The sequence below is a fragment of the Polaribacter vadi genome (assembly GCF_018861005.1).
Classification (GTDB): domain Bacteria; phylum Bacteroidota; class Bacteroidia; order Flavobacteriales; family Flavobacteriaceae; genus Polaribacter; species Polaribacter vadi_A.
Genome location: NZ_JAHKQL010000016.1, coordinates 196,962 through 220,144, shown reverse-complemented (window position 1 = coordinate 220,144; position 23,183 = coordinate 196,962). Strand labels below are relative to the sequence as shown.

Annotated in this window: 23 protein-coding genes; 15 read left to right on the top strand and 8 right to left on the bottom strand. The window is 28.9% G+C overall.

Features of this window, described 5'->3' with window-relative positions; translation table 11 throughout:
• The first annotated feature begins 24 nt into the window (after nt 1-24).
• From KO506_RS09230 to KO506_RS09200, 7 genes are all read left to right on the top strand, one after another.
• Nucleotides 25-1,071 (top strand): vWA domain-containing protein, encoded by a 1,047-nt coding sequence (locus KO506_RS09230; protein WP_215994617.1) that lies wholly within the window; start codon nt 25-27, stop codon nt 1,069-1,071.
• A gap of 5 nt (nt 1,072-1,076) precedes the next feature.
• Nucleotides 1,077-1,901, top strand: coding sequence for a tetratricopeptide repeat protein (locus KO506_RS09225; RefSeq protein WP_252726828.1), 825 nt, complete (start codon nt 1,077-1,079; stop codon nt 1,899-1,901).
• A gap of 57 nt (nt 1,902-1,958) precedes the next feature.
• On the top strand, nt 1,959-3,779 hold the full coding sequence (locus KO506_RS09220) for a BatD family protein (protein WP_215994616.1): 1,821 nt from the start codon (nt 1,959-1,961) through the stop codon (nt 3,777-3,779).
• A gap of 1 nt (nt 3,780) precedes the next feature.
• The gene (locus KO506_RS09215) at nt 3,781-4,533 is read left to right on the top strand and encodes an SH3 domain-containing protein (RefSeq protein WP_215994615.1); all 753 of its coding nucleotides are present in this window, start codon (nt 3,781-3,783) and stop codon (nt 4,531-4,533) included.
• A gap of 68 nt (nt 4,534-4,601) precedes the next feature.
• Nucleotides 4,602-4,901, top strand: a complete 300-nt coding sequence (locus KO506_RS09210; RefSeq protein ID WP_215994614.1) for a hypothetical protein — start codon at nt 4,602-4,604, stop codon at nt 4,899-4,901.
• 80 nt (nt 4,902-4,981) lie between these two features.
• Entirely contained in the window at nt 4,982-6,583 is a 1,602-nt protein-coding gene (locus KO506_RS09205) for a SulP family inorganic anion transporter (protein WP_215994613.1), read from the top strand.
• A gap of 33 nt (nt 6,584-6,616) precedes the next feature.
• Nucleotides 6,617-7,252: a carbonic anhydrase family protein gene (locus tag KO506_RS09200; protein ID WP_215994612.1), complete on the top strand. Its 636-nt coding sequence runs from the start codon at nt 6,617-6,619 to the stop codon at nt 7,250-7,252.
• Between the two features lie 60 nt (nt 7,253-7,312).
• Here KO506_RS09200 and KO506_RS09195 read toward each other — a convergent pair whose 3' ends face one another.
• Nucleotides 7,313-7,825, bottom strand: a complete 513-nt coding sequence (locus KO506_RS09195) for a CvpA family protein (protein WP_215994611.1) — start codon at nt 7,823-7,825, stop codon at nt 7,313-7,315.
• A gap of 80 nt (nt 7,826-7,905) precedes the next feature.
• Between KO506_RS09195 and KO506_RS09190 the strand changes: the two genes are divergently transcribed.
• The 3 genes from KO506_RS09190 to KO506_RS09180 are packed head-to-tail and all read left to right on the top strand — an operon-like array spanning nt 7,906 to nt 9,355.
• Nucleotides 7,906-8,262 (top strand): hypothetical protein, encoded by a 357-nt coding sequence (locus tag KO506_RS09190; RefSeq protein WP_215994610.1) that lies wholly within the window; start codon nt 7,906-7,908, stop codon nt 8,260-8,262.
• 45 nt (nt 8,263-8,307) lie between these two features.
• On the top strand, nt 8,308-8,877 hold the full coding sequence (locus KO506_RS09185; protein WP_252726827.1) for a Crp/Fnr family transcriptional regulator: 570 nt from the start codon (nt 8,308-8,310) through the stop codon (nt 8,875-8,877).
• A 58-nt stretch (nt 8,878-8,935) separates the two neighbouring features.
• Complete coding sequence (locus KO506_RS09180) at nt 8,936-9,355, top strand: SRPBCC domain-containing protein (protein WP_215994609.1); 420 nt, start codon at nt 8,936-8,938, stop codon at nt 9,353-9,355.
• A 111-nt stretch (nt 9,356-9,466) separates the two neighbouring features.
• Here the strand turns inward: KO506_RS09180 and KO506_RS09175 are convergent, their stop codons facing one another.
• Complete coding sequence (locus KO506_RS09175) at nt 9,467-10,261, bottom strand: SDR family oxidoreductase (RefSeq protein WP_215994608.1); 795 nt, start codon at nt 10,259-10,261, stop codon at nt 9,467-9,469.
• Between the two features lie 99 nt (nt 10,262-10,360).
• Here KO506_RS09175 and KO506_RS09170 point away from each other — a divergent pair, with 99 nt between their 5' ends.
• On the top strand, nt 10,361-11,731 hold the full coding sequence (locus tag KO506_RS09170; protein ID WP_215994607.1) for a TlpA family protein disulfide reductase: 1,371 nt from the start codon (nt 10,361-10,363) through the stop codon (nt 11,729-11,731).
• 189 nt (nt 11,732-11,920) lie between these two features.
• Here KO506_RS09170 and KO506_RS09165 read toward each other — a convergent pair whose 3' ends face one another.
• From KO506_RS09165 to KO506_RS09155, 3 genes are read right to left on the bottom strand one after another with little or no spacing between them, the layout of a single operon-like run.
• Nucleotides 11,921-12,280 carry a YraN family protein gene (locus tag KO506_RS09165; protein WP_215994606.1) on the bottom strand — a complete coding sequence of 120 codons (360 nt, stop codon included), beginning with the start codon at nt 12,278-12,280 and terminating at the stop codon, nt 11,921-11,923.
• Nucleotides 12,281-12,289: 9 nt separating this feature from the next.
• On the bottom strand, nt 12,290-13,276 hold the full coding sequence (locus KO506_RS09160) for a S66 peptidase family protein (RefSeq protein ID WP_215994605.1): 987 nt from the start codon (nt 13,274-13,276) through the stop codon (nt 12,290-12,292).
• Nucleotides 13,266-13,898: a hypothetical protein gene (locus tag KO506_RS09155; protein WP_215994604.1), complete on the bottom strand. Its 633-nt coding sequence runs from the start codon at nt 13,896-13,898 to the stop codon at nt 13,266-13,268. The genes KO506_RS09160 and KO506_RS09155 overlap by 11 nt, the downstream gene beginning before the upstream one ends.
• 117 nt (nt 13,899-14,015) lie before the next feature.
• On the opposite strand from KO506_RS09155, the gene metG reads away from it, so the two are divergent.
• Together metG and KO506_RS09145 are read left to right on the top strand one after the other, a co-directional pair.
• Nucleotides 14,016-16,070 (top strand): methionine--tRNA ligase, encoded by a 2,055-nt coding sequence (gene metG, locus KO506_RS09150; protein ID WP_215994603.1) that lies wholly within the window; start codon nt 14,016-14,018, stop codon nt 16,068-16,070.
• Between the two features lie 101 nt (nt 16,071-16,171).
• Nucleotides 16,172-17,074: a histone deacetylase family protein gene (locus tag KO506_RS09145; RefSeq protein ID WP_215994602.1), complete on the top strand. Its 903-nt coding sequence runs from the start codon at nt 16,172-16,174 to the stop codon at nt 17,072-17,074.
• A gap of 188 nt (nt 17,075-17,262) precedes the next feature.
• On the opposite strand, the gene KO506_RS09140 is transcribed toward KO506_RS09145, so the two are convergent.
• Nucleotides 17,263-19,479 (bottom strand): xanthine dehydrogenase family protein molybdopterin-binding subunit, encoded by a 2,217-nt coding sequence (locus tag KO506_RS09140; protein WP_215994601.1) that lies wholly within the window; start codon nt 19,477-19,479, stop codon nt 17,263-17,265.
• A gap of 20 nt (nt 19,480-19,499) precedes the next feature.
• Nucleotides 19,500-19,961, bottom strand: a complete 462-nt coding sequence (locus KO506_RS09135; RefSeq protein ID WP_215994600.1) for a (2Fe-2S)-binding protein — start codon at nt 19,959-19,961, stop codon at nt 19,500-19,502.
• 258 nt (nt 19,962-20,219) lie between these two features.
• On the opposite strand from KO506_RS09135, the gene KO506_RS09130 reads away from it, so the two are divergent.
• A complete protein-coding gene (locus KO506_RS09130; protein WP_252726826.1) occupies nt 20,220-20,636 on the top strand; it encodes a hypothetical protein in 417 nt (138 codons plus the stop codon).
• A gap of 41 nt (nt 20,637-20,677) precedes the next feature.
• Here KO506_RS09130 and KO506_RS09125 read toward each other — a convergent pair whose 3' ends face one another.
• A complete protein-coding gene (locus tag KO506_RS09125; RefSeq protein WP_215994599.1) occupies nt 20,678-21,013 on the bottom strand; it encodes a single-stranded DNA-binding protein in 336 nt (111 codons plus the stop codon).
• Nucleotides 21,014-21,366: 353 nt separating this feature from the next.
• On the opposite strand from KO506_RS09125, the gene KO506_RS09120 reads away from it, so the two are divergent.
• Nucleotides 21,367-23,148, top strand: coding sequence for a chloride channel protein (locus tag KO506_RS09120; protein WP_215994598.1), 1,782 nt, complete (start codon nt 21,367-21,369; stop codon nt 23,146-23,148).
• Nucleotides 23,149-23,183: the final 35 nt, after the last annotated feature.

Here is a 23,183-nt window from a genome sequence, read left to right as displayed (position 1 = left end):
AAAATACAACAATTACACACTTTTATGTATCGTTTAGAAGAACCAATTTATTTTTATGCCTTAGCAATCATTCCTATAATGATTGTTATTTACTTGTTGGTTTTTTGGTGGAAGAAAAGAACACAACGTAAATTTTCTAATACTGAGTTATTAAAGAAAATAGCACCAAATTCATCAGTATTTAAAAACACCCTAAAACTGGTAATGCTAATTTTAGGTATCGCTTTTCTAGTTATTTCATTAGTAAACCCTAAAATGGGATCTAAACTAAAAACTGTTAAAAGAGAAGGTGTAGATGTTGTTTTTGCTTTAGACGTTTCTAAAAGTATGTTAGCAGAAGATATTGCACCTAACAGATTAGAAAAAGCAAAACAGATAATCTCTAAAATTATAGATCAATTAGGCTCAGATAGAGTTGGTGTAATTATTTATGCAGGTAATTCTTATCCGCTTTTACCAATTACTACAGATCATGCAGCAGCAAATATGTTTCTGCAGAACGCAAATCCAGATATGGTTTCTAGCCAAGGAACTGCCATAAATGAAGCTTTAGAATTAGCAAAAACCTATTATAATAATGATGAACAAACCAATCGTTTTTTAATTATTATTTCTGATGGAGAAGACCATCAAGAAGAAACAAAACAAGTGGCACAAAATTTGTCTAACGAAGGTGTAAAGATTTATACAATTGGTGTAGGTACTGAAAAAGGAGGGCCAATTCCTATGCGTGTAAATGGCTCTATGATTGGCTACAAAAAAGACAATAAAGGCGAAACCGTAATTACAAAACGTACACCAGAAGTTTTAGAAGATATTGCTGATGCCGCTAATGGAAGATATATTGATGGTAATATTACTGAAGAACCTGTAAAAAGGATTACAGAAATTATTGCCAATGCTCAAAAAAGTGAATTTGAAACAAAACAGTTTTCTGATTATAAAGATCAATTTCAATGGTTTTTAGCCATTGCTATACTGTTTTTACTCTTAGATGTTTTCTTGTTTGATAAAAAAACAAAATGGGTAAGAAAAGTAGATTTATTTAATGATGAAAAAACAAAAAAATAATTAAAATGAAAATATTTTTAAACATACTCGTTATTTGCTTAATGCTGTTTTCATCAAAAGAAATTACAGCACAAAAAGATTCAATTGCCCAGCAACGTAAGGCAAGAAAAATGGTAAGACAAGGCAATAAATTGTACGAACAAAAACAATTTACAGATGCTTCTGTTGCCTATCAAAAAGCGTTAGGTAATAATGCTAGTTACGATAAAGCAAGTTACAATTTAGGAAATGCTTTATATCAAAATAAAAACTTTAAAGAGGCTGCACCACAATACGAACTTTCTGCAAAAACTGCCGAGGATAAATCTTCTAAAGCAGAAGCTTACCATAATTTAGGTAATTCTATGATGGAAACCAAAAATTATCAGGCAGCAGTAGATGCTTATAAAAACTCGTTAAGAAACAACCCAAATGATGATGAAACTCGATATAATTTGGCAGTTGCTCAAAAATTGTTAGACAAACAAAACCAGGACAACAAAGACGATAATAAAGACAATAAGGACAACAAAGACAAGGATAATAAGGATAAAGACGACAAAAACAAAGATAAAGATAAGAAGGATGGTGATGATGATAAAGACAAAAAAGATAAAGACGACAAGGATAAAGATGGTAAAGGAGATAAGGATAAAGACAAAAACAAAGATCCTAATAAAGATGATAAAAAAGATCAGCAACAAAAGCCTAAACCACAACAAGGAAAAATGTCTCCTCAACAAATTAAGCAATTGTTAGAAAGCTTAAACAACGAGGAAAAAAAGACACAAAAGAAAATGAATGCCAAAAAAGCTAAAGGCAAAAAAATAAAACAAGAAAAAGATTGGTAACACCTTTCTTTAATTGTTAATTAAAGAGAAGAAAAATCATACTTTTGAGAATCTGTTATGAATTATAAAAATTATATTAAGAAGCTTTTTTTAAATAAAACTTTCTTCGCTTTTGGTGGAGTTAGAAAGGGCTTTTTACTCTTACTTTTTAGCTTACTAACCTTTTCTTTCTATGCCCAAAACACGGAATTAGAAGTAAATGTTAGTAAAAACAAACTAGGGTTAAACCAACGTTTAAGAATAGAATTTTCTGTAAATAAACAAGGTGCAGACGATTTTACGCCACCAAAATTTACCAATTTTAAAGTTATTCAAGGGCCTAGCCACCTTATTAATCAATCATGGGTAAATGGTAAAGTAAGTTTTTCTAAATCGTACACATACATCTTAAAACCCAAAAGAAAAGGAGAGCTTATTATTGGCCCAGCAAGTATAAAATACAATGGTGCTACTATTAATTCTAAAATGATGAAAATTATTGTTTTAGACCCAATAGATATACCAGAAAACCCAAATGACCCAGATTATATTGCGCAACAAAATATTCATTTAGTTGCAGAAATATCTAAATCTAGACCTTATGTAGGCGAAGGTATTTATGTAGAATACAGATTGTATGTTAGCGAAAACGTAAGTGTTTACGATACTTCTGTAACAGAAGCACCTCAATACAATGGTTTTTGGAATCAAGAAATAAAAGTAAATGGTTTTCCTGTAAAAATGGGAAAATACAATGGCGAAGATTATAGATATATTGTACTTCAAAAAGCGCTTTTAATACCTACTAAAACAGGTAAACTCTCCTTAGATCCAATGAAAATGGATATTGTAATTGGAGTTCCTACAGGTAGAGCCGATTTTTTTGGAAACGTAATTACAAAAAACATAAGAAAAGAATTTGCATCTGCTAAAAAAATAATAAGCCCTAAAAGTTTACCTTTAGAAGGCAAACCAGAGAATTTTACTGGCGCTGTTGGTCAATTTAATTTTGATGTTTCTTTAAGTAAAGAAGTATTAAAAGCAAATGAATCTTCTCAAATAAAAGTGGCAGTTTCTGGTAAAGGAAACCTTAAATTATTTGAATTACCAACTGTAGAAACACCTTCAGAATTAGAAAAATATCAACCAGAAAGAAAAGAAAATGTAAGAATTGCTACAGATGGTTTATCTGGTTCTGTAACTGACACCTATACTGTTGTACCACAATATAAAGGTAAATACAAATTGCCAAGTGTTGGTTTTTCTTATTTTAATCCTAAGTCTAAAAAATACGAAACAATAAATACAGATGATTTATATGTTGATGTTACAGAAGGCAAAGAACTAGTAACAAGTAACTCTAATTCTGTAAATAAAAAAGCAGTAGTTTCTACAGGTAAAAACTTTAGATACATACAAACACAGAGTGATTTTGTAACCAATGAAACCAAAGATTTTTATAAATCTTACTTGTTTTACATCTTACTTTTATTGCCTTTGTTAATGATTCCTATTGGTATTTTAATAGCCAGAAACAACGAAAAGCGTAATAGTGATGTTGTTGGAATTAAATTAAGAAAAGCAGAAAAATTAGCTAGAAAATATTTATCAGAAGCTCAAAAGCAGTTAGGTAAAAAAGAGGCTTTTTATGAAGCTTTAGAGCGTGCTTTACATAACTATTTAAAAGCAAAGTTAAATATTGAAACCAGTGACATCAGTAAAGAAAATATTACTAAAATTTTAGCAGAAAAAAATATAGATGAAACAACTATTAAGCAATTTATAGATGTTTTAAAAGCTTCTGATTTTGCACGTTATACACCTGTAACAGATACAGAAATGAAGCAAGAGTTTGAAAGAGCTAAACAAGTAATCGTTGAATTAGATAAACAGTTATAAGATGAAAAAAATCCTTTTTTTATTATTGATAATTGCCAATTCTGTGATTGCTCAAAACACAGAAGAACTTTTTAAAAGCGCAAACGAATTATACAAAAACGAGCAATTAGCAGAAGCTATTGAATTGTATAAAAAAATAGAAAACCAAGGTTTAGTGTCATCTGAATTATTTTATAATTTAGGAAACGCTTACTATAAACTTAACAAAGTTGGACCATCTATTTATTATTACGAAAAAGCTTTACTTTTAAACCCTTTAAATGAAGATGTACAGAACAATTTAGTTTTTGCAAAACGATTGGCTTTAGATAATATTGAAGAGCTTCCTAAAACTGTATTTCAGAAAATTAACATTAATATTTTGCAAAAACTGTCTTACAATCAATGGGCAATAGTTGCAATAATATTTTCTTTTTTAGGTGGTATTTTCTTTTTGTTCTTCTATTTTGCATCAACTCCATCAAAAAAACGTTTTTATTTTATAACGAGTTCATTGAGTTTTATCCTCTTAATATTTTCTTTTTTTATAACTTACAATCAATATACTTTTGCAAAAAACAATAAAGTAGCAATTGTTTTTGCTGAAAAAACAGAGGTAAGGAATGCACCCACTTTAAATTCTGAAGAAGTTTTTACTTTACACGAAGGCACAAAAGTTGTGGTTTTAGACGCTATAGATGATTGGAAAAAAATTAAAATAGCAGATGGTAAACTCGGTTGGATTATTGCAGACGAGGTAAAAGAACTCAACTAATTTTGTTCTTTATTTAACAATACATTTTATTTTTCTTACTATCTTGCATAAAAATAAAGGCTATTTCATTGAAATCTTTAATTGTATGTTTTTTTACAGCCATTCTTTTAGGCTATCTCATAGCACCATCTCTTATTTCTTTAATAGATGATAGTAAGGAGGTTGCTATATTTATTGATTTAAACGAAGAAGAAGAAAACAAAGAAGAAGCTACCAAAGATTTTGAAATTAAGATAAATACCTTTGAAAACAAACCTACGTTTTCAGAAAAAATTTACTTAAAAAGAAGCAAAACAATTGTTTCTTTTCATAAATATGCTTCTAAATACTTAGAAGTAAATACTCCACCACCAAAACAATTGTTTTAATTTCATAGAACAATTACATCATTATCTTTTTTTTAACAAATCTATCTAAATAATAAAATTTAGAAATAATATATTATACAATGTTTAAATATTTAAAAAATGACTTACCTGCAAGTATTGTAGTGTTTTTTGTAGCACTACCTTTATGTTTAGGTATAGCACTAGCAAGTGGAGCACCATTATTTTCTGGTTTAATTGCTGGAATTATTGGTGGTACTATAGTAGGTGCACTTTCTGGCTCTAAAATTGGCGTTAGTGGACCAGCAGCAGGTTTAGCTGCTATCGTATTTACTGCAATACAAAATTTAGGATACGAAAGTTTTTTAGTTGCTGTAGTTTTAGGTGGAGTAATTCAATTAATTTTTGGTCTTTTAAAAGCCGGAATTATTGGGTATTACTTTCCATCATCAGTGATAAAAGGAATGTTAACAGGTATTGGAATCATTATCATTTTAAAACAAATTCCTCACTTTTTTGGTATGGACAAAGATCCTCAAGGAGATTTTGCCTTTTTGCAAATAGATGGTGAAAACACCTTAACAGAACTATTAAAAGCAATAAACGCTTTAATTAGTGGTAATGTTAGTATTGGTGCAACAGTTATTGCTTTAATATCTATGTTAATATTACTTTTATGGTCTAATGTATTATCTAAAAAAGGAAAGATTTTTCAAATTATACAAGGACCTTTAGTTGCTGTTGCTGTGGGTATAATCTTCTATATTTTTACCAAAGACAGTAATATGAATATTTCTGCAGATCACTTAGTTGCTGTTCCTGTACCAGACGATTTTAACAGCTTTTTAGGTCAATTTAATTTTCCAGATTTCTCTGCAATTACAAATCCTACAATTTGGGTTACAGCCTTTACAATTGCTCTAGTAGCTAGTTTAGAAACTTTATTGTGTGTAGAAGCTACAGATAAATTAGATCCGCATAAAAATGTAACACCAACAAATAGAGAATTATTTGCTCAAGGTACAGGTAATATAATTTCTGGTCTTATTGGTGGTTTGCCAATAACACAAGTAATTGTTAGAAGTTCTGCTAACATACAATCTGGAGGTAGAACAAAATTAGCAGCGATTATTCATGGTCTTTTATTATTAATTTCCGTAATTTTAATTCCAACACTTTTAAATAAAATTCCTCTTTCTGTTTTAGCAGCAATTTTATTTATTGTTGGGTTTAAATTAGCAAAACCAGCATTATTTAAAAAAATGTACGATCTTGGATGGAAACAATTTATACCATTTACAATAACTGTTTTAGGTATTGTTTTTATAGATTTATTATACGGAATTGGTTTAGGTTTATTAGTTGGTATAATTGTTATTTTAATAAAGAGTTACCAAAACTCACACTTTTTACATATTGAAGATAAGAGTAATGGAAAACATAAAATTAAAATGACTCTTGCAGAAGAAGTTACCTTTTTTAACAAAGGTGCTATTTTAAAAGAATTAGATAGTTTACCAAAAGATACTTATCTAGAAATAAACTTAATAGCTACAAGATATTTGGATAATGATATTATAGAAATTTTAGATGATTTTCTTTTTAAAGCAAAAGAAAGAAATATTGATATTAAATTAGTGTCTAAAAGAGGTGTTTTAGAAAACCCAGAAAGCTTTTTTAAGTTTTTTAATGAAAACCCAAAGTCTAATATCAGTTTAAGTTAAAAGAAATTACGAATTAAATTAAAAAAACTTATTATGCCACATAGAAATTTAGCCATAACAAAAGAAGTACAAGATCAATTAACACCAATGAAAGTGTTACAAGATTTTATAGAAGGTAATGCTCGTTTTATTAGAGACGAAGTACATACTATAGACCATAAAGCATTAATCTCACAAACTGTAGAGGGGCAACATCCAAAAGCAATTGTACTTTCTTGTATAGATTCTAGAGTACCAGTAGAATTAATTTTCGATCAAACTATTGGAGACGTATTTGTAGCAAGAGTAGCAGGTAATTTCGAAAATACTGATATCTTAGGAAGCATGGAGTATTCTTGTAAAGTTGCAGGAAGCAAACTAGTTTTGGTTTTAGGTCATGAAAGTTGTGGAGCTGTAAAAGCAGCTTGCGATCATGTAGAACTAGGAAATATAACTTCTTTGTTAGACAATATTCAACCTGCAGTAAAACTATCAGAATCTCAAATTAAAGGAAAGCATGATTCTTCTAATTCTGATTTTGTAAACAAAACAATAGAAAACAATGTTAGTTTAACAATAGACAGAATAAGAGAAAAAAGCCCTATTCTTAAAGAAATGGAAGAAAATGGTGAAATTAAAATTATAGGAGGTGTTTATCACTTAAGTAGTGGAAAAGTTACTTTACTATAAATTTAATTTACAGTATAAAAAAGGCTTGCAATAATTGCAAGCCTTTTTTAGTATAGAAACTTATTTAATAAACTTTAAAGACGGATTATCGTCATCTAAAATTGCAGGAAACAAAGTAGGTACAATAGATTTTACAGGATGATACAGCACAGAACTATCTAACATTTCTTTATCTACAAATGGTATTGTTTTATTAAATTTATCGAACAATAAAAAAATAACACTTAGCAATAAAGACCATTTTAAAGCACCAAATATTGCTCCTAAAATTTTATTTAATAATCCTAGAGCAGTAATATCTGCTAACTTAGTAAGCAATTTACCCACAAAAATTATCGCCAAAACTACAAACAGAAAAGTAACTGCAAAGGCTACAATTTTATTAGTTTGGTGAGACCATTCTAAAACAGAATCATTCAATTCATATTCTACATAATAAGAAAAGTGTATAGCACAAAACACACCAGCTACAATAGCAACTAAAGATGCAATTGAAGAAAAAAGACCTGTCATAAAACCTCTTACAGCAGCAAAAATTAATATTACAGCAATTACAATGTCTATTACATTCATTCTAAATAATTTGTGTAAATCTACATCTAATTTTTACAAATTAAAAATGCAGATTGTATCTTTACACTTTAAATATTTATATGTCTAAAGAGAGTAATTTAAAAGAAAAATGGTCGTTTTTGGTTAATAAATTAACTACAGATTTTTCTGAAGGTGATGAGTTAAATGTAGATGGTATTATCTATTTAATTGGTGTTCAAGAATTAGGGCAAGGTCATAGAGCGTTTAAGAAAGACGAAAAAATGAATCTGATGCACATTGCCATTTGTAAATTATTAGAACCTTATGGTTATTATGAATTCGATTATTTTGATGATGATGGCTGGCCACATTATAAAACACTTACAGAATTACCTAATTTAAAACCTGGCGAACAAACTGTATTAATGAAAGAAGCTATTGTAACTTATTTTGAAAGTTTAGAATATTTTAGTTAGCCAAAATCCAATATTAAATTTATTGAAAAATAGAACTCTAAGAAATTGACAGAATTACAAAAATATATTACTTCTTATTTTGGGATTACAAATCAATATATGGATAATATAACATCCTTATTCAAAGAAAGTGAACTAAAAAAAGGAGAATATTTTATAAAATCTGGTCATTATTGTGAAAAACTGAGTTTTGTTCAAAGTGGTTTTATTAGAGTTTATGCCAATGCAAACAATAAAGAGATTACTCAATGGATTTCAACAAAAGGATATTTTATAACAGATTTGTACAGTTTTAATTTTAAACAACGTGCAAAATGGAATATTCAAGCTTTAACAGATTGTAAACTTTACACAATAGAAAAAGAAAATTATAAGCTTTTGAATAAGTTAGTACCTAATTGGCCAGAAATGGAAAAACAATTTATTGCTAGCTGTTTTGTTCAATTAGAAGATAGGGTATTTAGTCATTTATCTCTTAATTCAGAAGAACGTTATAACAAGCTTTTCGAGAATCATAAAGAACTTTTTAATCACGTTCCATTACAATATATTGCATCAATGCTAGGAATGTCTCCTGAAACTTTTAGTCGAATTAGAAATAAAAAAAAATCTTGATTTTTATCAAGAGTAATAATTTAATTTGACACGAACTTTGCCTGATAAATAAATTCTTATGGCAAAACAAATAAAAACTTCGATAACAATAAATGCAAGTAAAGAGAAAATCTGGAAAATACTTACAGATTTTGAGAATTACCGCGAATGGAATTCCTTTATTACATCAGTTACTGGAAAAGTAAAAGTTGGTGAACAAATTAAAATAAAACTACAAGGATTAAGTTTTAAACCTGTTGTATTAATATTTAATAAAAATACAGAATTAAAATGGCTTGGTTACCTTTGGTTTAAAGGTCTTTTTGATGGCGAGCATAAATTTAAACTAATTGATAATAAAAACGGAACTACAACTTTTGAGCAAAGTGAAAATTTTACAGGAATATTGGTTAATTTGTTTTCAAAAAATTTAGAAAAAACAAAAAAGCATTTTGAACAAATGAATAACGAGTTAAAAATTCGTTCAGAAAAACTTTAAAATGAAAATAAAGAAAGAAAATTGTGGGTAATAAATTACTTCAGAATATCAAACATAAACAAAAGTTATATAATTGGTTTTAACTTATAAATACAATTAATATACTCTAGATTAAGTAACACTCAATTTACGAACCATAACAGAGAATATTTTAGGCAAAAAACGTTTTACATAAACACCTAATTTCTCTTTTGCACCAGCAATATAAACTTCCTCTTTTTTATTTTTAATAGCTTTTACCATAAGTTTTGCAAAACGTTCTGGCTGAATTCCGTTTTCTGTAGCAACATCCATTTTTTGTTGAGGAGTTCCATTTCCTGTTAATGCATTTTTAGAAACATTGGTATTTACAAAACCTGGGCAAACCAAGGTTACATCAATTTTATTTTGATGTTGTTCTGCTCGTAAACTATCAAAAAAACCGTGTAAAGCATGTTTACTAGCAGCATAACTAGAACGTAAAGGAGTTCCTATTTTACCAACAATACTTGTAGTTACAACAAAATGACCCTTTTTATTTTTGATAAAATGTGGTAAAATAGCTTTTGTTAAAGCCACAGTTCCTAAATAATTAATATCCATTATACGTTTATCAACTTCTATATTTGTTTCTGAGACTAAAGAACGTTGACTAATACCTCCATTATTTACTAGAATATCAACCTTACCAAAAGCAGCAATAGCTTCATCAGCTTTTAGCTGTAAATTAGAATAATCTTCTAAATCTAGGATAACAATTTTTACATCCTCTTTATTTTTACATTGGTTTTTTACCAATTCTAAACCTTCTTTTTTTCTAGATGATAAAATCAGTTTTGCATTTTGGTTAGACAATTCAATAGCTAATGCTTTTCCTATTCCTGAGGAAGCACCAGTTATCCAGATAATTTTATCATTAAAAGACATAATCGTTTAATTTAACGTTACAATATACCCATTTTAATAGAGAAACTGTATTTTTGGTACACTTCTTGAAAAAGTGTTTATAGACAAAAATTGAATAAAATGACAAAAAAAATACTATTCCTGTTACTTTTAATTTCTTCAATTACATTTGGGCAACACATTGTAAAAGGTACAATGAGTCCGAAAATAAAAACAGATTGGCTTATTTTATACAAATTAGAAGGCACAAAACAAATTTTTGTAAATAACACTACAATTAAAACAGATTCAGTTTTAATTGGCGGTAAAAAAGAAGTTGTTAGTAGCTTTCAAATTAAATTACCTTCTTCTGCAAAACCAGGTGCTTATAGAGCAACTTATAACTTAGAAGGTGCAGGTTTTATAGACTTTTTTTACAATAAAGAAAATGTTTCTTTTATTTTTAATCCTGAGTATCCACAGCAATCTGTTGTTTTTTCTGAATCTTCAGAAAATATTTTTTATGCCAATTATTTAAATGATATTACTGCTGCACAACAAAAATTAGATTCTACACAAGTTGCGGTTTTACAAGACCCAAGTTTAGACTTAAAAGATTCTTATAAGCAAGCTTATAAAAATGTAGATTCTATTCAAAATAAATATGTTCAAGATGCTAAAGACATGTTTATTGCGCCATTTATAAAAGCGAGTTCTAGAAACAATCCTTCAGAAATTTTAACCTCAGTTACTGCTTATTTAGATAACATTAAAGGTACTTATTTTAACAAACTAGATTTTTCTAATAAGGCTTTGGTAAATTCATCATTTTTAACCAACAGAATTTTAGATTATATATTTTACATCAATTATTCAGAAGATTTACAGCAACAACAAATCTTACATAAAAATTCTATAGAAACAATACTTTCTAAAATTAAAAGTGAGTCTTATAAAAGAGATATTATAGAGTTTTTAATAGAACAGTTCGAATCTGCAAAAAATTTAGACATAATAGATTATTTATTTGAAAGCCAATACAACAAACTACCTCCTAGTTTACAAGACGCAAAATTTAAAGAAGAAAAACAAGCATTATTTGCTGCAGAAGTTGGCAGAATTGCTCCAGATTTTTCTTGGACAGAAAATGGCAAGAAATTTAAACTATCTACTTTAAACGATGCTGAATCTTATGTTTTGGTTTTTTGGAGCACAAGTTGTTCTCATTGTTTAAGAGAAATTCCTGAATTATATACTTATATGAAAACCAAACCTAATCTAAAAGTAATTGCTTTTGCCTTAGAAAAAGACACTTTTGTTTGGGATAATTATCAAAAAAGTAATTTAAGAGGTTGGCATAATGTTTTAGGTTTAAACAAATGGGAAAATGAAACCGCACAAACTTATCAAGTTTTTTCTACGCCTTCTTATTTTGTTCTAGATAAGAACAAAAAGATTATTGCAAAACCTAATGAAATTAACGATGTTAAAGAGTTTTTAAAAGATAAATAATTCTAAAATCTGGCAAAGAAAATATTATCTCTGTAAAGCATCTGATACGTATAGAGATGATATTAATCTTAATAAAACAAATTACACATTAATTACCATTTTTACCATTTTTAGCATTTTTAGCATTTTTAGCATTTTTAGCATTTTTAGCATTTTTAGCATTTTTAGCATTTTTAGCATTTTTAGCATTTAGAAATGTAAAAAAGCGTCTTCTAAATGCTCAATTTTTGTTTCTTTTTTATTGGTGATAATTGCAATAATATCAAAACGAACTTCTATATCTAAATCTCTTTCTACAACATAATTATCGATTGCAGAAATTAATAGTTTTATTTTCTTCGGATTTACAAACTCTTCTGGGTTTCCAAAATAAGCAGATGTTCTTGTTTTTACTTCAATAGCTGCTAAAACGTCGCCTTTTTGAGCAATAACATCAACCTCAGCTTTTAAATATCTGTAATTTTTTTCTAAGATTTTATAATCATTTTTAATTAAAAAATCGATGGCTAATTGTTCTCCTTTTTTACCAAGTTCATTGTGCTCTGCCATTTTAATCAGTTATTTAAACTTTAAAGCTGTCTGATTTCCATCAACATTTATTTGAGCATTTCTACCAAAAATTAAAGCTCTATTGTCTGCATTATGACCAGCAGGAAAATTAAAAATAACTGGAATATCTTCTGGAATAGCTTCTAAGATTAATTGCTCAATGGAACTCCCCCATTTTGTAGAATTCTTTTTAATTAAAGACATATCACCAACTACAACTGCATTTACTTTGGTAAAATAACGAGCGCGTTTTAAGCTTTGCAACATTCTGTCTATTGAGTATTTGTACTCGCCAATTTCTTCGATAAATAAAATTTTATTTTCTGTGTTTAACTGACTTTCAGAACCCAACATTGAAGTTAAAATTGCCAAATTACCACCAATAATTTGTCCTTCAATTACTTTAGATGACAAAACTCTATTCTCTTTTGATGTTGGAAAAGTATAAGAAATTTCATCACCAAAAACTGCCTTTTTAAAAGTTGCAATGGTTTGTTTAATTTCTTGAGGTTTTTCTTCTAAACTAGTTGCCATCATTGCGTGTAAAGATTCAACACCTAAATTATGAATGTGGTTGTGAAATGCAGTAATATCAGAATAACCAATAATCCATTTTGGGTATTGTTTAAAGGTTGTAAAATCTAATTTATCTAAAATTCTTACAGAACCATAACCACCTCTTGCAGCCCAAATTGCTTTAATGTTTTTATTATCTAAAGCCTCTTGAAAATCTTGACAACGTTCATCATCTGTACCAGAAAAATGATTCCCTTGATTAAACATATTTTTACCCAAAACAACTTTTAAACCCCAACTTTCTGCTAACTTTTTAGCTTGTAAAACCACAGCTTTTCTACCTGGTTTTAAAATACCTGCAGGCGCAACAATCGCAATTGTATCCCCCGTTTTTAAATAAGGTGGAGTTGTTAATTTTTCTTGAGCAATTGTTGATGAGAAAACCATCAACAATAATAAAAACACAATACTATTTTTCATTATCATAAATTTTATGCCAACCTAAACCAAAACTTAAACCCAAGCCAACATATGATTTTTTTGCAATATTTGCATATAATTTTAACCCCATAGAACGTGCAAATCCTGTGGGTTTTCCAACAGGAATTAACCCATAAAAAACGCCAAATCTCTCTTTCTTATTTTTAAACCAATTTAATCCAATTTCTAAAGGAAAACCTACATAAGATTCTTTTAGTATAAGTTCCTCATCAAAGATAAAGGTTCTATCTTTTTCTTGATATACGTTATAAGAAATTCCTCCAGAAAAATGATATGAAAAACCGTCTTCTATAAATCTTTTACCATACAAAAAAGCATACTCTTCTAAAGTTTTACTTATACCAGAAATAGGCACAATAATTCTATAATCTACCTCTCTATCATCAAATGTTGCAAAAGCTCTAAAAGAGTATAAATTATTTTTATTTTGATATTGCAAAGTACCACCAACTCCAAGACCTTTAACATAACCATTAGTATATCCTAAAAAAAAATCAGCAAAAACAATGGGATTCTTTTTTACCTTAATAGAATCTTGTTTTTCTTGTGAATTTATTGATGAGAACATCAACAATAGAAACATAATGAGAAGAGATTTCATTTTCAAAATAAGCAATTTTTTTATTTAAGTAAATGTATTAATTTCAATTCAATTTAAAAATTGCTTTTTCGTACTTTTGCACTTCAAAAATAAGTACTTAAAATTAAGAAATATAGGATGAATACTCCAAAAAGATATACAATTACAGCAGCTTTACCTTATACAAATGGGCCAATTCATATTGGTCATTTAGCAGGTGTGTATGTACCTGCAGATATTTATGCACGTTATTTGCGTTTAACTGGCAAAGATGTTGCGTACATCTGTGGTTCTGACGAGCATGGAGTTGCTATACCAATGAGAGCTAAAAAAGAAGGTGTTTCTCCTCAAGATATTATTGATAAATACCACACAATAATTAAAAAATCGTTTGCAGATTTTGGTATTTCTTTTGATAATTATTCTAGAACATCATCTAAAATTCATCATGAAACTGCCTCAGAGTTTTTTACAAAAATGTATAATGATGGTGAGTTTGTAGAAGAAGTTACAGCACAATTGTACGATGCTGAAGCCAATCAGTTTTTAGCAGATCGTTTTGTAATTGGTACTTGTCCAAAATGCGGTTTTGAGGAAAGTTATGGAGATCAATGTGAAAACTGTGGTACAAGCCATAATGCAACAGATTTAATCAACCCAAAATCTGCAATTACAGGAAATGTGCCTACAGTTAAAGAAACAAAACACTGGTTTTTACCTTTAGATAAACACGAAGATTTTTTAAGAAAATGGATTTTAGAAGGGCATAAAAATGATTGGAAACCTAACGTTTACGGACAAGTAAAATCTTGGGTAGAAGATGGTTTAAGACCAAGAGCTGTAACAAGAGATTTAGATTGGGGAATTCCTGTACCAGTAGAAGGTGCAGAAGGTAAAGTGTTATATGTTTGGTTTGATGCACCTATTGGATATATTTCATCTACCAAAGAATGGGCTGAAAGAGAAGGAAAAAACTGGGAAGATTATTGGAAAAAAGATGATACAAAATTGGTTCATTTTATAGGAAAAGACAATATTGTTTTTCACTGTATCATTTTTCCAAGTATGTTAAAAGCACATGGAGATTATATTTTACCTGATAATGTACCTGCTAACGAGTTTTTGAATTTAGAAGGTAATAAATTATCAACTTCTAAAAATTGGGCAGTTTGGTTGCATGAGTATTTAGAAGAATTTCCAGATCAGCAAGATGTTTTACGTTATACTTTAACTGCAAATGCACCAGAAAGTAAAGACAACGATTTTACTTGGAAAGATTTCCAAACTAAAAATAATAGTGAATTGGTTGCCATTTTCGGTAATTTCATTAACAGAGTTGTGGTTTTAACCAACAAATATTATCAAGGAATTGTACCAACTCCAAACGATTTTACAGAAGTAGATGAAGATGTTTTAGCTGCTGTTAAAGAGTTTCCAAATGTAATTGGAAAATCTATAGAAAGATACAGATTTAGAGAAGCTAGCCAAGAATTAATGAATTTAGCAAGACTTGGAAACAAGTATTTAGCTGATGAAGAACCTTGGAAAGTGATAAAAGTTGATGCTGAACGTGTACAAACAATTATGTACGTTGCTTTACAAATTTCTGCAGCTTTAGCTGTTGTTTCTGAACCATTTTTACCATTTACATCAACAAAATTAAAAGGAATTTTAAATCTTGATGAAAATATTTCTTGGGAAAATGTAACTGAACAAGATGTTTTAATTCCTGCTAATCATCAAATTAATAAAGCTGAATTATTATTCTCTAAAATTGAAGACAAAACAATTGAAATTCAATTAGAAAAATTAGAGGCTACAAAATTGGCTAATGAACAAGAAAATAAAGTTGTAGAACCACAAAAAGAAACGATTGAGTTTGATGATTTTACAAAATTAGATATTAGAATTGGAACCATTTTAGAAGCAGAAAAGGTTGCTAAAACTAAAAAGCTTTTAAAACTTAAGGTTGATGTTGGTATAGATACAAGAACTATTGTTTCTGGTATTGCAGAAAGCTTTTCTCCTGAAGCCATTATTGGTCAACAGGTTTCTGTTTTAGTAAATTTAGCACCAAGAAAAATTAGAGGTGTAGAAAGCCAAGGAATGATTCTAATGACAGATACTCCTGATGGAAAACTAGCATTTGTTGAGCCTGAAAAGGCAGTGAAAAATGGGCAAGCTGTTAGTTAGAAAATAAATTTTTATACTTTTTTGATGATGATTTTCTTGTTATAGTTTTAGCAAGAAAATCATTGTGAAAATTGATTTTATATTTGTAATTAAAATTCTTTATGCTAAAAATAGCATATCATCCTATTTACAATCATCCTTTAAAAGAAGGGCATCGTTTTCCTATGGAAAAATACGATTTGCTACCTCAACAATTATTGTATGAGGGAACTTGCACACCAGAAAACTTTTTTGAACCTGAAATACCAAATAACAAACATTTTTTTACAGTACACGAACCCGAATATTTTTTTGATTTATTAAACATTACCTTAAATCAAAAAGCGGCTAGAAAAATTGGTTTTCCTTTATCAGAAGTACTCATAGAACGCGAAATGATAATAGCTGATGGCACAATGAAAGCTTCTGAATTTGCAATAAAAAATGGAATTGCTATGAATATTGCTGGTGGTACACATCATGCATTTTCGAACAGAGGTGAAGCTTTTTGTTTGTTAAACGACCAAGCAATTGGCGCAAAATACCTTCAAAATAAAGGTTTAATAGATAAAATCTTGATTGTTGATTTAGATGTACATCAAGGAAATGGAACTGCAGAAATCTTTAGAAATGACACTTCTGTTTTTACATTTTCTATGCATGGAAAAGGCAATTATCCTTTTGAAAAAGAAAAATCAGATTTAGATATTGCTTTAGAAAATGATACAAAAGATGGTATTTATTTATCGATATTAAAAGACACTTTACCAAAACTAATCCAACAAGAAAAACCAGATTTTATCTATTATTTATGTGGTGTAGATATTTTAGAATCTGATAAACTAGGTAAATTATCTTTAACTATTAAAGGTTGTAAAGAAAGAGATCGTTTTGTTTTACAAACCTGTTTCGACTTAAAAACACCTGTAATGTGCTCTATGGGTGGTGGTTACTCAAAAGACATTAATATAATTGTTGATGCACATTCTAATACTTTTAGACTGGCTCAAGAAATTTTCTTTTAACGATTATTTTTTTCAAATTAAAGAGTTTATGCTTCAATTTAACGAAAATAGAAAATTCAAAATCAACTATCCAACTATATTTGTACGCCTAACAAAGAAACAATATTGCTTCCCCCAAAGTAATTCAATTAAAATTGTCAAAGTTTAATTATTTTGGCAATTTTATATTTTAAATCAAAAACTACTTTTTACCCTAAAACAGTACTCTTTTTTAATTCTTTTATAAAAGGTTGGCTATATAAACGTTTACCTAAAGCATTATGAATAGCATTTGCAACTGCACCACCTGCAGGTGGTAAACCTGGTTCTCCTAAACCTGTTGGCGATAAATTATTTTGCACAAAATGAACTTCAACTTTTGGTGTTTCTTGCATCCTTATCAACCTATATTTATCGAAGTTTTTATATTCTGGTTTGCCATCTTTAAAAGAAAAATCAGAAAACATTGCATGGCCAATTCCGTCTAAAACACCACCTTCTACTTGATTTTTTGCACCTGTTGGGTTTACTAAAATTCCGCAATCTACTGCAGCAGTAACTTTTTTAATAACTGGTAAACCTTCTTGTAAAACAATTTCTGCAATTTCTGCAACATGAGTATTATGACTATAATAAGCTGAAAAACCTTGGTAAACTCCTTCTTCAGTTTTACCCCAATTCCCTTTTTCTTTTACTAGTTTAATAGTGTCTTCCATTCTTTGACCAGAATATTGAATTTTATTATCTGTTGTATTTTTTACATTTTGTAATAATTCTAATAATAATTCTGGATGATCTTTACCCATTTCTTGTGCTAACTCACTAAAAAAGCTTTGCTCTGCATAGGCTAAAAAATTTGTATAAGGAGCTCTCCAAGCACCTGTTGTAATGTTACTTTTATAATTTGCAGTTTCTACTTTGTAATTTGGTATACAACCTGCAGGAAAAAAGTTAGGAATTAAACCATACATATTTCCATTAATGGCAGCTTCTTTTAAATGATAAGCAGTTACTTTACCATCTTTTACAGCTGCTTTTATTCTATATTTAATTGCTGGCCTATAAACACCAGTTGTCATATCATCTTCTCTGGTAGATACTAATTTTACAGGTTTTTTAATAGCATTAGATATTTCTGCAGCTTCATAAACAAAATCGCCATACAAACGTCTACCAAAACCACCTCCCATTCTTGTCATTTCTACATGAATATTTTCTTTATCTACACCAAACATATCTGCAACAACACCTTCTGCAGCTTCTGGTGTTTGTACTGGCCCTGCTAAATGAATCTTTTCTGATCTAACATCAGCATAAAAATTCATTGGTTCCATACAATTATGAGGTAAAAATGGGGAGTGATAGGTTTTCTCAACTATTTTATCTGCTTTAGCAAAAGCACTTTTAATATTACCATCTTCTCTTCTTGTATTTAATTTATTGCCATCTAAAATTTTAGTCAAAATTTTATCATGCTTTTCTGTACTTTCAACTTCAGAATCTGTTTTCCATTTTGCAGAAAGTGCTTTTTTACCTTTTATGGCAGCCCAAGTATTTTTTGCAATTACAACAACTTTATCAGATTCAGACATTTGAAAAGTCCAACTATTTTTACCTGAATTATTAAACTCTCTAACTTTATCACCTATTGTTATAACATCTATTACACCTGTTACTTGTTTTGCTTTTTCTGCATCAAAAGAAACCAATTTTTGACCAAATGCTGGTGGTCTTAAAACAGAAGCAATCATCATATTTTCTGTTTTATAATCTAAGCCAAACAAAGGTTTACCAGTTATAATTTTATGAATATCTACGTTTATGGCATCTTTACCAATTATGGTATAATCTTTTGTTTCTTTTAACTTTACATTTTCTGGCACTTCTAATAAAGCTGCTTCTTTTACAACATCTCCATAAGTTAATTGTGCTCCTTTTGCATTGGTAATTACTCCTTTTGATGTTTTTAATGATGCTGCATCTACATTCCATTTTATAGCAGCAGCATTAATTAACATTTGCTTTGCTGTTGCACCTGTTTGTCTTAAGGCATCCCAACCAAAACGAATGGATTGACTACCCCCTGCAAGTTGTCTGCTAAAATTTTTAGTATCTAGAGCGCCTTGTGTTACGTTTACTTTACTCCAATCTGCATCTAATTCTTCTGCAATAATCATTGGCATAGCCGTTTTTACACCTTGCCCAATTTCTGGATTTGGAGAAAAAATAGTTACATAACCTTCATCAGAAATTTTAATAAAAGCATTAAAATCATTAAAATTAAGGTTATTAATATCTACAGGCATTTTGGCTTCTGGCTTACATGCTGTTAAAAAATTAAAACCTATTAATAAACCTCCACTTGCTAAAGCTGATGTTTTTAAAAAATTTCTTCTACTAAAATTTGTATTCAATTGAGATTTCATTTTTTTCAGATTTAGATGGTTTATGATAATTTATCAGCAGCCACTTTTACTGCTTTTTCAATTCTATTATAAGATGCACATCTACAAATGTTACCATGCATTGCTTCTCTAATTTCTTCTGAAGAAGGGTTTTTATTTTCGCTTAAAAATGCACTTACTGTCATTATTTGCCCAGCTTGACAATAACCACATTGTGGAACATCAATCTCTGCCCAAGCTTCTTGTACAGGGTGTTTACCATCATCAGACAAACCTTCTATTGTAGTGATTTTTACATCTTCTAAAATAGAAACCTGCATTTGGCAACTTCTTGTTGCAATACCATCTATATGTACAGTACATGCACCACATTGTGCAATACCACAACCAAATTTTGTACCTACCAAATTAAGTTCGTCTCTTAAAACCCAAAGTAAAGGTGTGTCTTCATCAGCTGTTACAGAACGTTGTTTTCCGTTAATATGTAGCTTATAATTTGGCATAGAAAGTGATTTTTTTAAATTGATGTTGTAAGTTACTAAAAATTATTTTTTGAATATGATACTAAAGTTAAATCAAAAAAAATTAAGATGTTTTTAACAAATTATTGCTGCAAACCAAAGCTTTTAAAACAACGAAATACAACTTATAAGAATTTATTACAATGATTTTTATCAGATTAAAAAAGAAAAAAACAGATTAATTTTAAACTATTAAAACAACAGCTTATTAGTGTATAAGCAGTATTAAAGTTTATTATTATGATGAAACCAGCAAAAAATACAATTATCTCTTTTTATGAAAACTTAGGTAAATTATTTTATGCTATTGCAGCAGCAGATAATGTAGTTGAAGAGATTGAATTTAAGGCATTAAAGAAAATTGTAAAAAATAAATGGACAAAAGTTGATGCTGTAAATGATGATTATCATTCTGATGCAGCCTATCAAATAGAAACTGTTTTTGATTGGTTAAATAATGAAGGTTTTTTTGATTCTAATTCTTGTTATCAAGAATTTTTAGATTTTAAAAATGAGCATCCTTCTTTATTTACTGAGAGTATTAAAAGTTTAATTTTAAAAACTGCTCTTAAAATTGCCAATTCTGTAACTTATTTTGATGAATCTGAATTGTTAATGGTAATTAAACTTGAATTAGAATTAGAAAAAGTGAGTTAAAAAAAAGCCTTGATGTTACTATCAAGGCTTTTATAAAAACATTAATTACTACCTAACATTAACAGCTCATTCACTAAAACTTCTGTTATATATCTTTTTTCACCTTGTTTAGTTTCATAAGATCTATTTGTTAATTTACCTTCTATAGCTATTTCTTTTCCTTTTGTTACATAGTTTTCTACAACTTTTACTAAACCTCCTTTTACAACCAAATTGTGCCAATAAGAGCGTTCTACTTTATTACCAGATTTATCTTTGTAACTATCATCTGTAGCTAAAGAGAATTTTGCAATTTTATTACCATCTTGAAAAGTAATTATTTCCGGGTCTTGACCTAGTCTACCAATTAACTGTACTTTGTTTCTTAACGTATTCATAAGATAAGTTTTAAATTATGTCGAATTTCATTAGTTCCATTCAACACTGCAAAGGTGCAATAGATCACAAATTTTATTCGGTTACAAAGCAATTACTTTCGGTTGTAAACGATTGTAGTCGTTTAAAAATGATTATAAGTATTATCATATGCATATAGCTTAAAAAAATCTCAGTAAAAATGGAGAATTTATAGAAACATATGTTTAGTTAGAGATTACAAATGAACGTAAAGCAATAGAAATCGTTAGTATATGTAAAAAGTTAGTTTTTTAAAAGCTGTCTTTTCTCATAAAATCAAAATTAAATATCCGTAATTTTGTATTTAAATTAAAGCACATTAGCTCTAACAACAATGCCAACCAAAAACAAATACCTAAAACGAATTTTACTTTGGAGATATAAAAATATCTCAGAGCGTAGGTTTGTATATATCTTAAGTATTTTAGTTGGCTTTTTAGCTGGTTTGGGTACAGTAACTTTAAAAAATTTAACGCATTATATTCAACTGCTTTTATCTATAGATTTTTTAAAAAGTTACAAAAGTTCACTGTATTTTATTTTTCCAATTATTGGTTTATTTATAGTTGCCATCATCAAAAAAACGTGGCTTAAAAAACATATTGGTCATGGAATTTCTACAACACTATATGCCATTTCTAAAAGAAAAGGAATTATACCAAAATATAACATTTTTGCCTCTTTAATAACTGCGCCTATTACAGTAGGTTTTGGGGGTTCTGTAGGTTTGCAAGGCCCTGCAGTTAGTGCTGGTACAGCTTTAGCTTCTTATACTTCTAGGCTGTTTCACATGAACACCAAAACAAGAATGTTGTTAATTGGTTGTGCAACTGCTGGTGCTATGTCTTCTATGTTCAAAGCCCCAATTGCAGGTATTGTTTTTGCTTTAGAGGTTTTTAGTTTAGATATTGCTTTTGTTTCTTTAGTCCCTTTATTACTAGCATCTGTTTCTGCTATTATAACATCATATTTCTTTTTAGGTTCTGATGTTTTATTAGGCTTTGAACTAAATGATGAATTTGATATTAGTGAAATAGGTTTTTATGCCATTTTCGGAATTTTTACAGGCATTATTTCTGTGTATTTCTCTAAAGTATATTTTCTAATTAGAAAGTTTTTTTATCAGTTTGATAATCGTTTTAAAAGATTAATTATTGGTAGTTTAATTATCGGTTTTATTTTATTTCTGATGCCTTCTTTATATGGTGAGGGTTATGGTTTAATCAATAATTTATTAAAAGGCAATCACATTGCTGCTATTGGTAACACACCTTTTTCTTTTGATGAAAGCAATATTTGGATTGTTATAATTCTATTATTACTAATTACTTTTTTTAAGGCAATAGCCATGAGTACCACTTTTGCAGCTGGTGGAGTTGGAGGAATTTTTATCCCAACTTTGGTTATGGGAAGTGCACTTGGTAATGCCTTTGCTAAAATTATAAATAATATGGGTTTAGGCTTTCACGTTTCTGAAGCCAATTTTACCTTAATTGGTATGACAGGTTTAATGGCTGGAGTTTTACATGCACCTTTAACAGCCATTTTCTTAATTGCAGAAATTACTGGAGGTTATGATTTGTTTGTACCCTTAATGTTAGTTGCAGCCATCTCTTTTGCCTTTACCAAATACTTTATCTCTAATTCAATTTACACTTACAAATTAGCACAAAGAGGAGAACTCATTACACACAACAAAGACAAAAATGTAATGATGATGATGCAAATTGACGACCTAATTGAAACCAATTTTAAAAAGGTATATCCTGATATGCTATTAGGTGATATGCTAAAAAAAGCGGTTGCAAAATCTACACGAAATCTTTTTCCGGTGATAAACGAAGAAAATCAGTTTTTAGGTATTGTTTTAATGGACGATATTAGACCCATTATGTTCGATAAAGAAATGTACACAACAACAACTGTGCAAACCTTTATGAAAGCTGCTCCAGAAATTATTCATCATACAGATTCTGTAGAAAAAGTAATGAAAAAGTTTAAAGTTAGTGGCGCTTGGAATTTACCCGTAATTAAAGGCAATACTTATGTTGGGTTTATTTCTAAATCGAAATTATTAACTGCTTACAGAAATAAATTAGTTGAAGTTACAGGATAAAAAAACTTATGAAAAAGAATAATTTCTCATTAAAA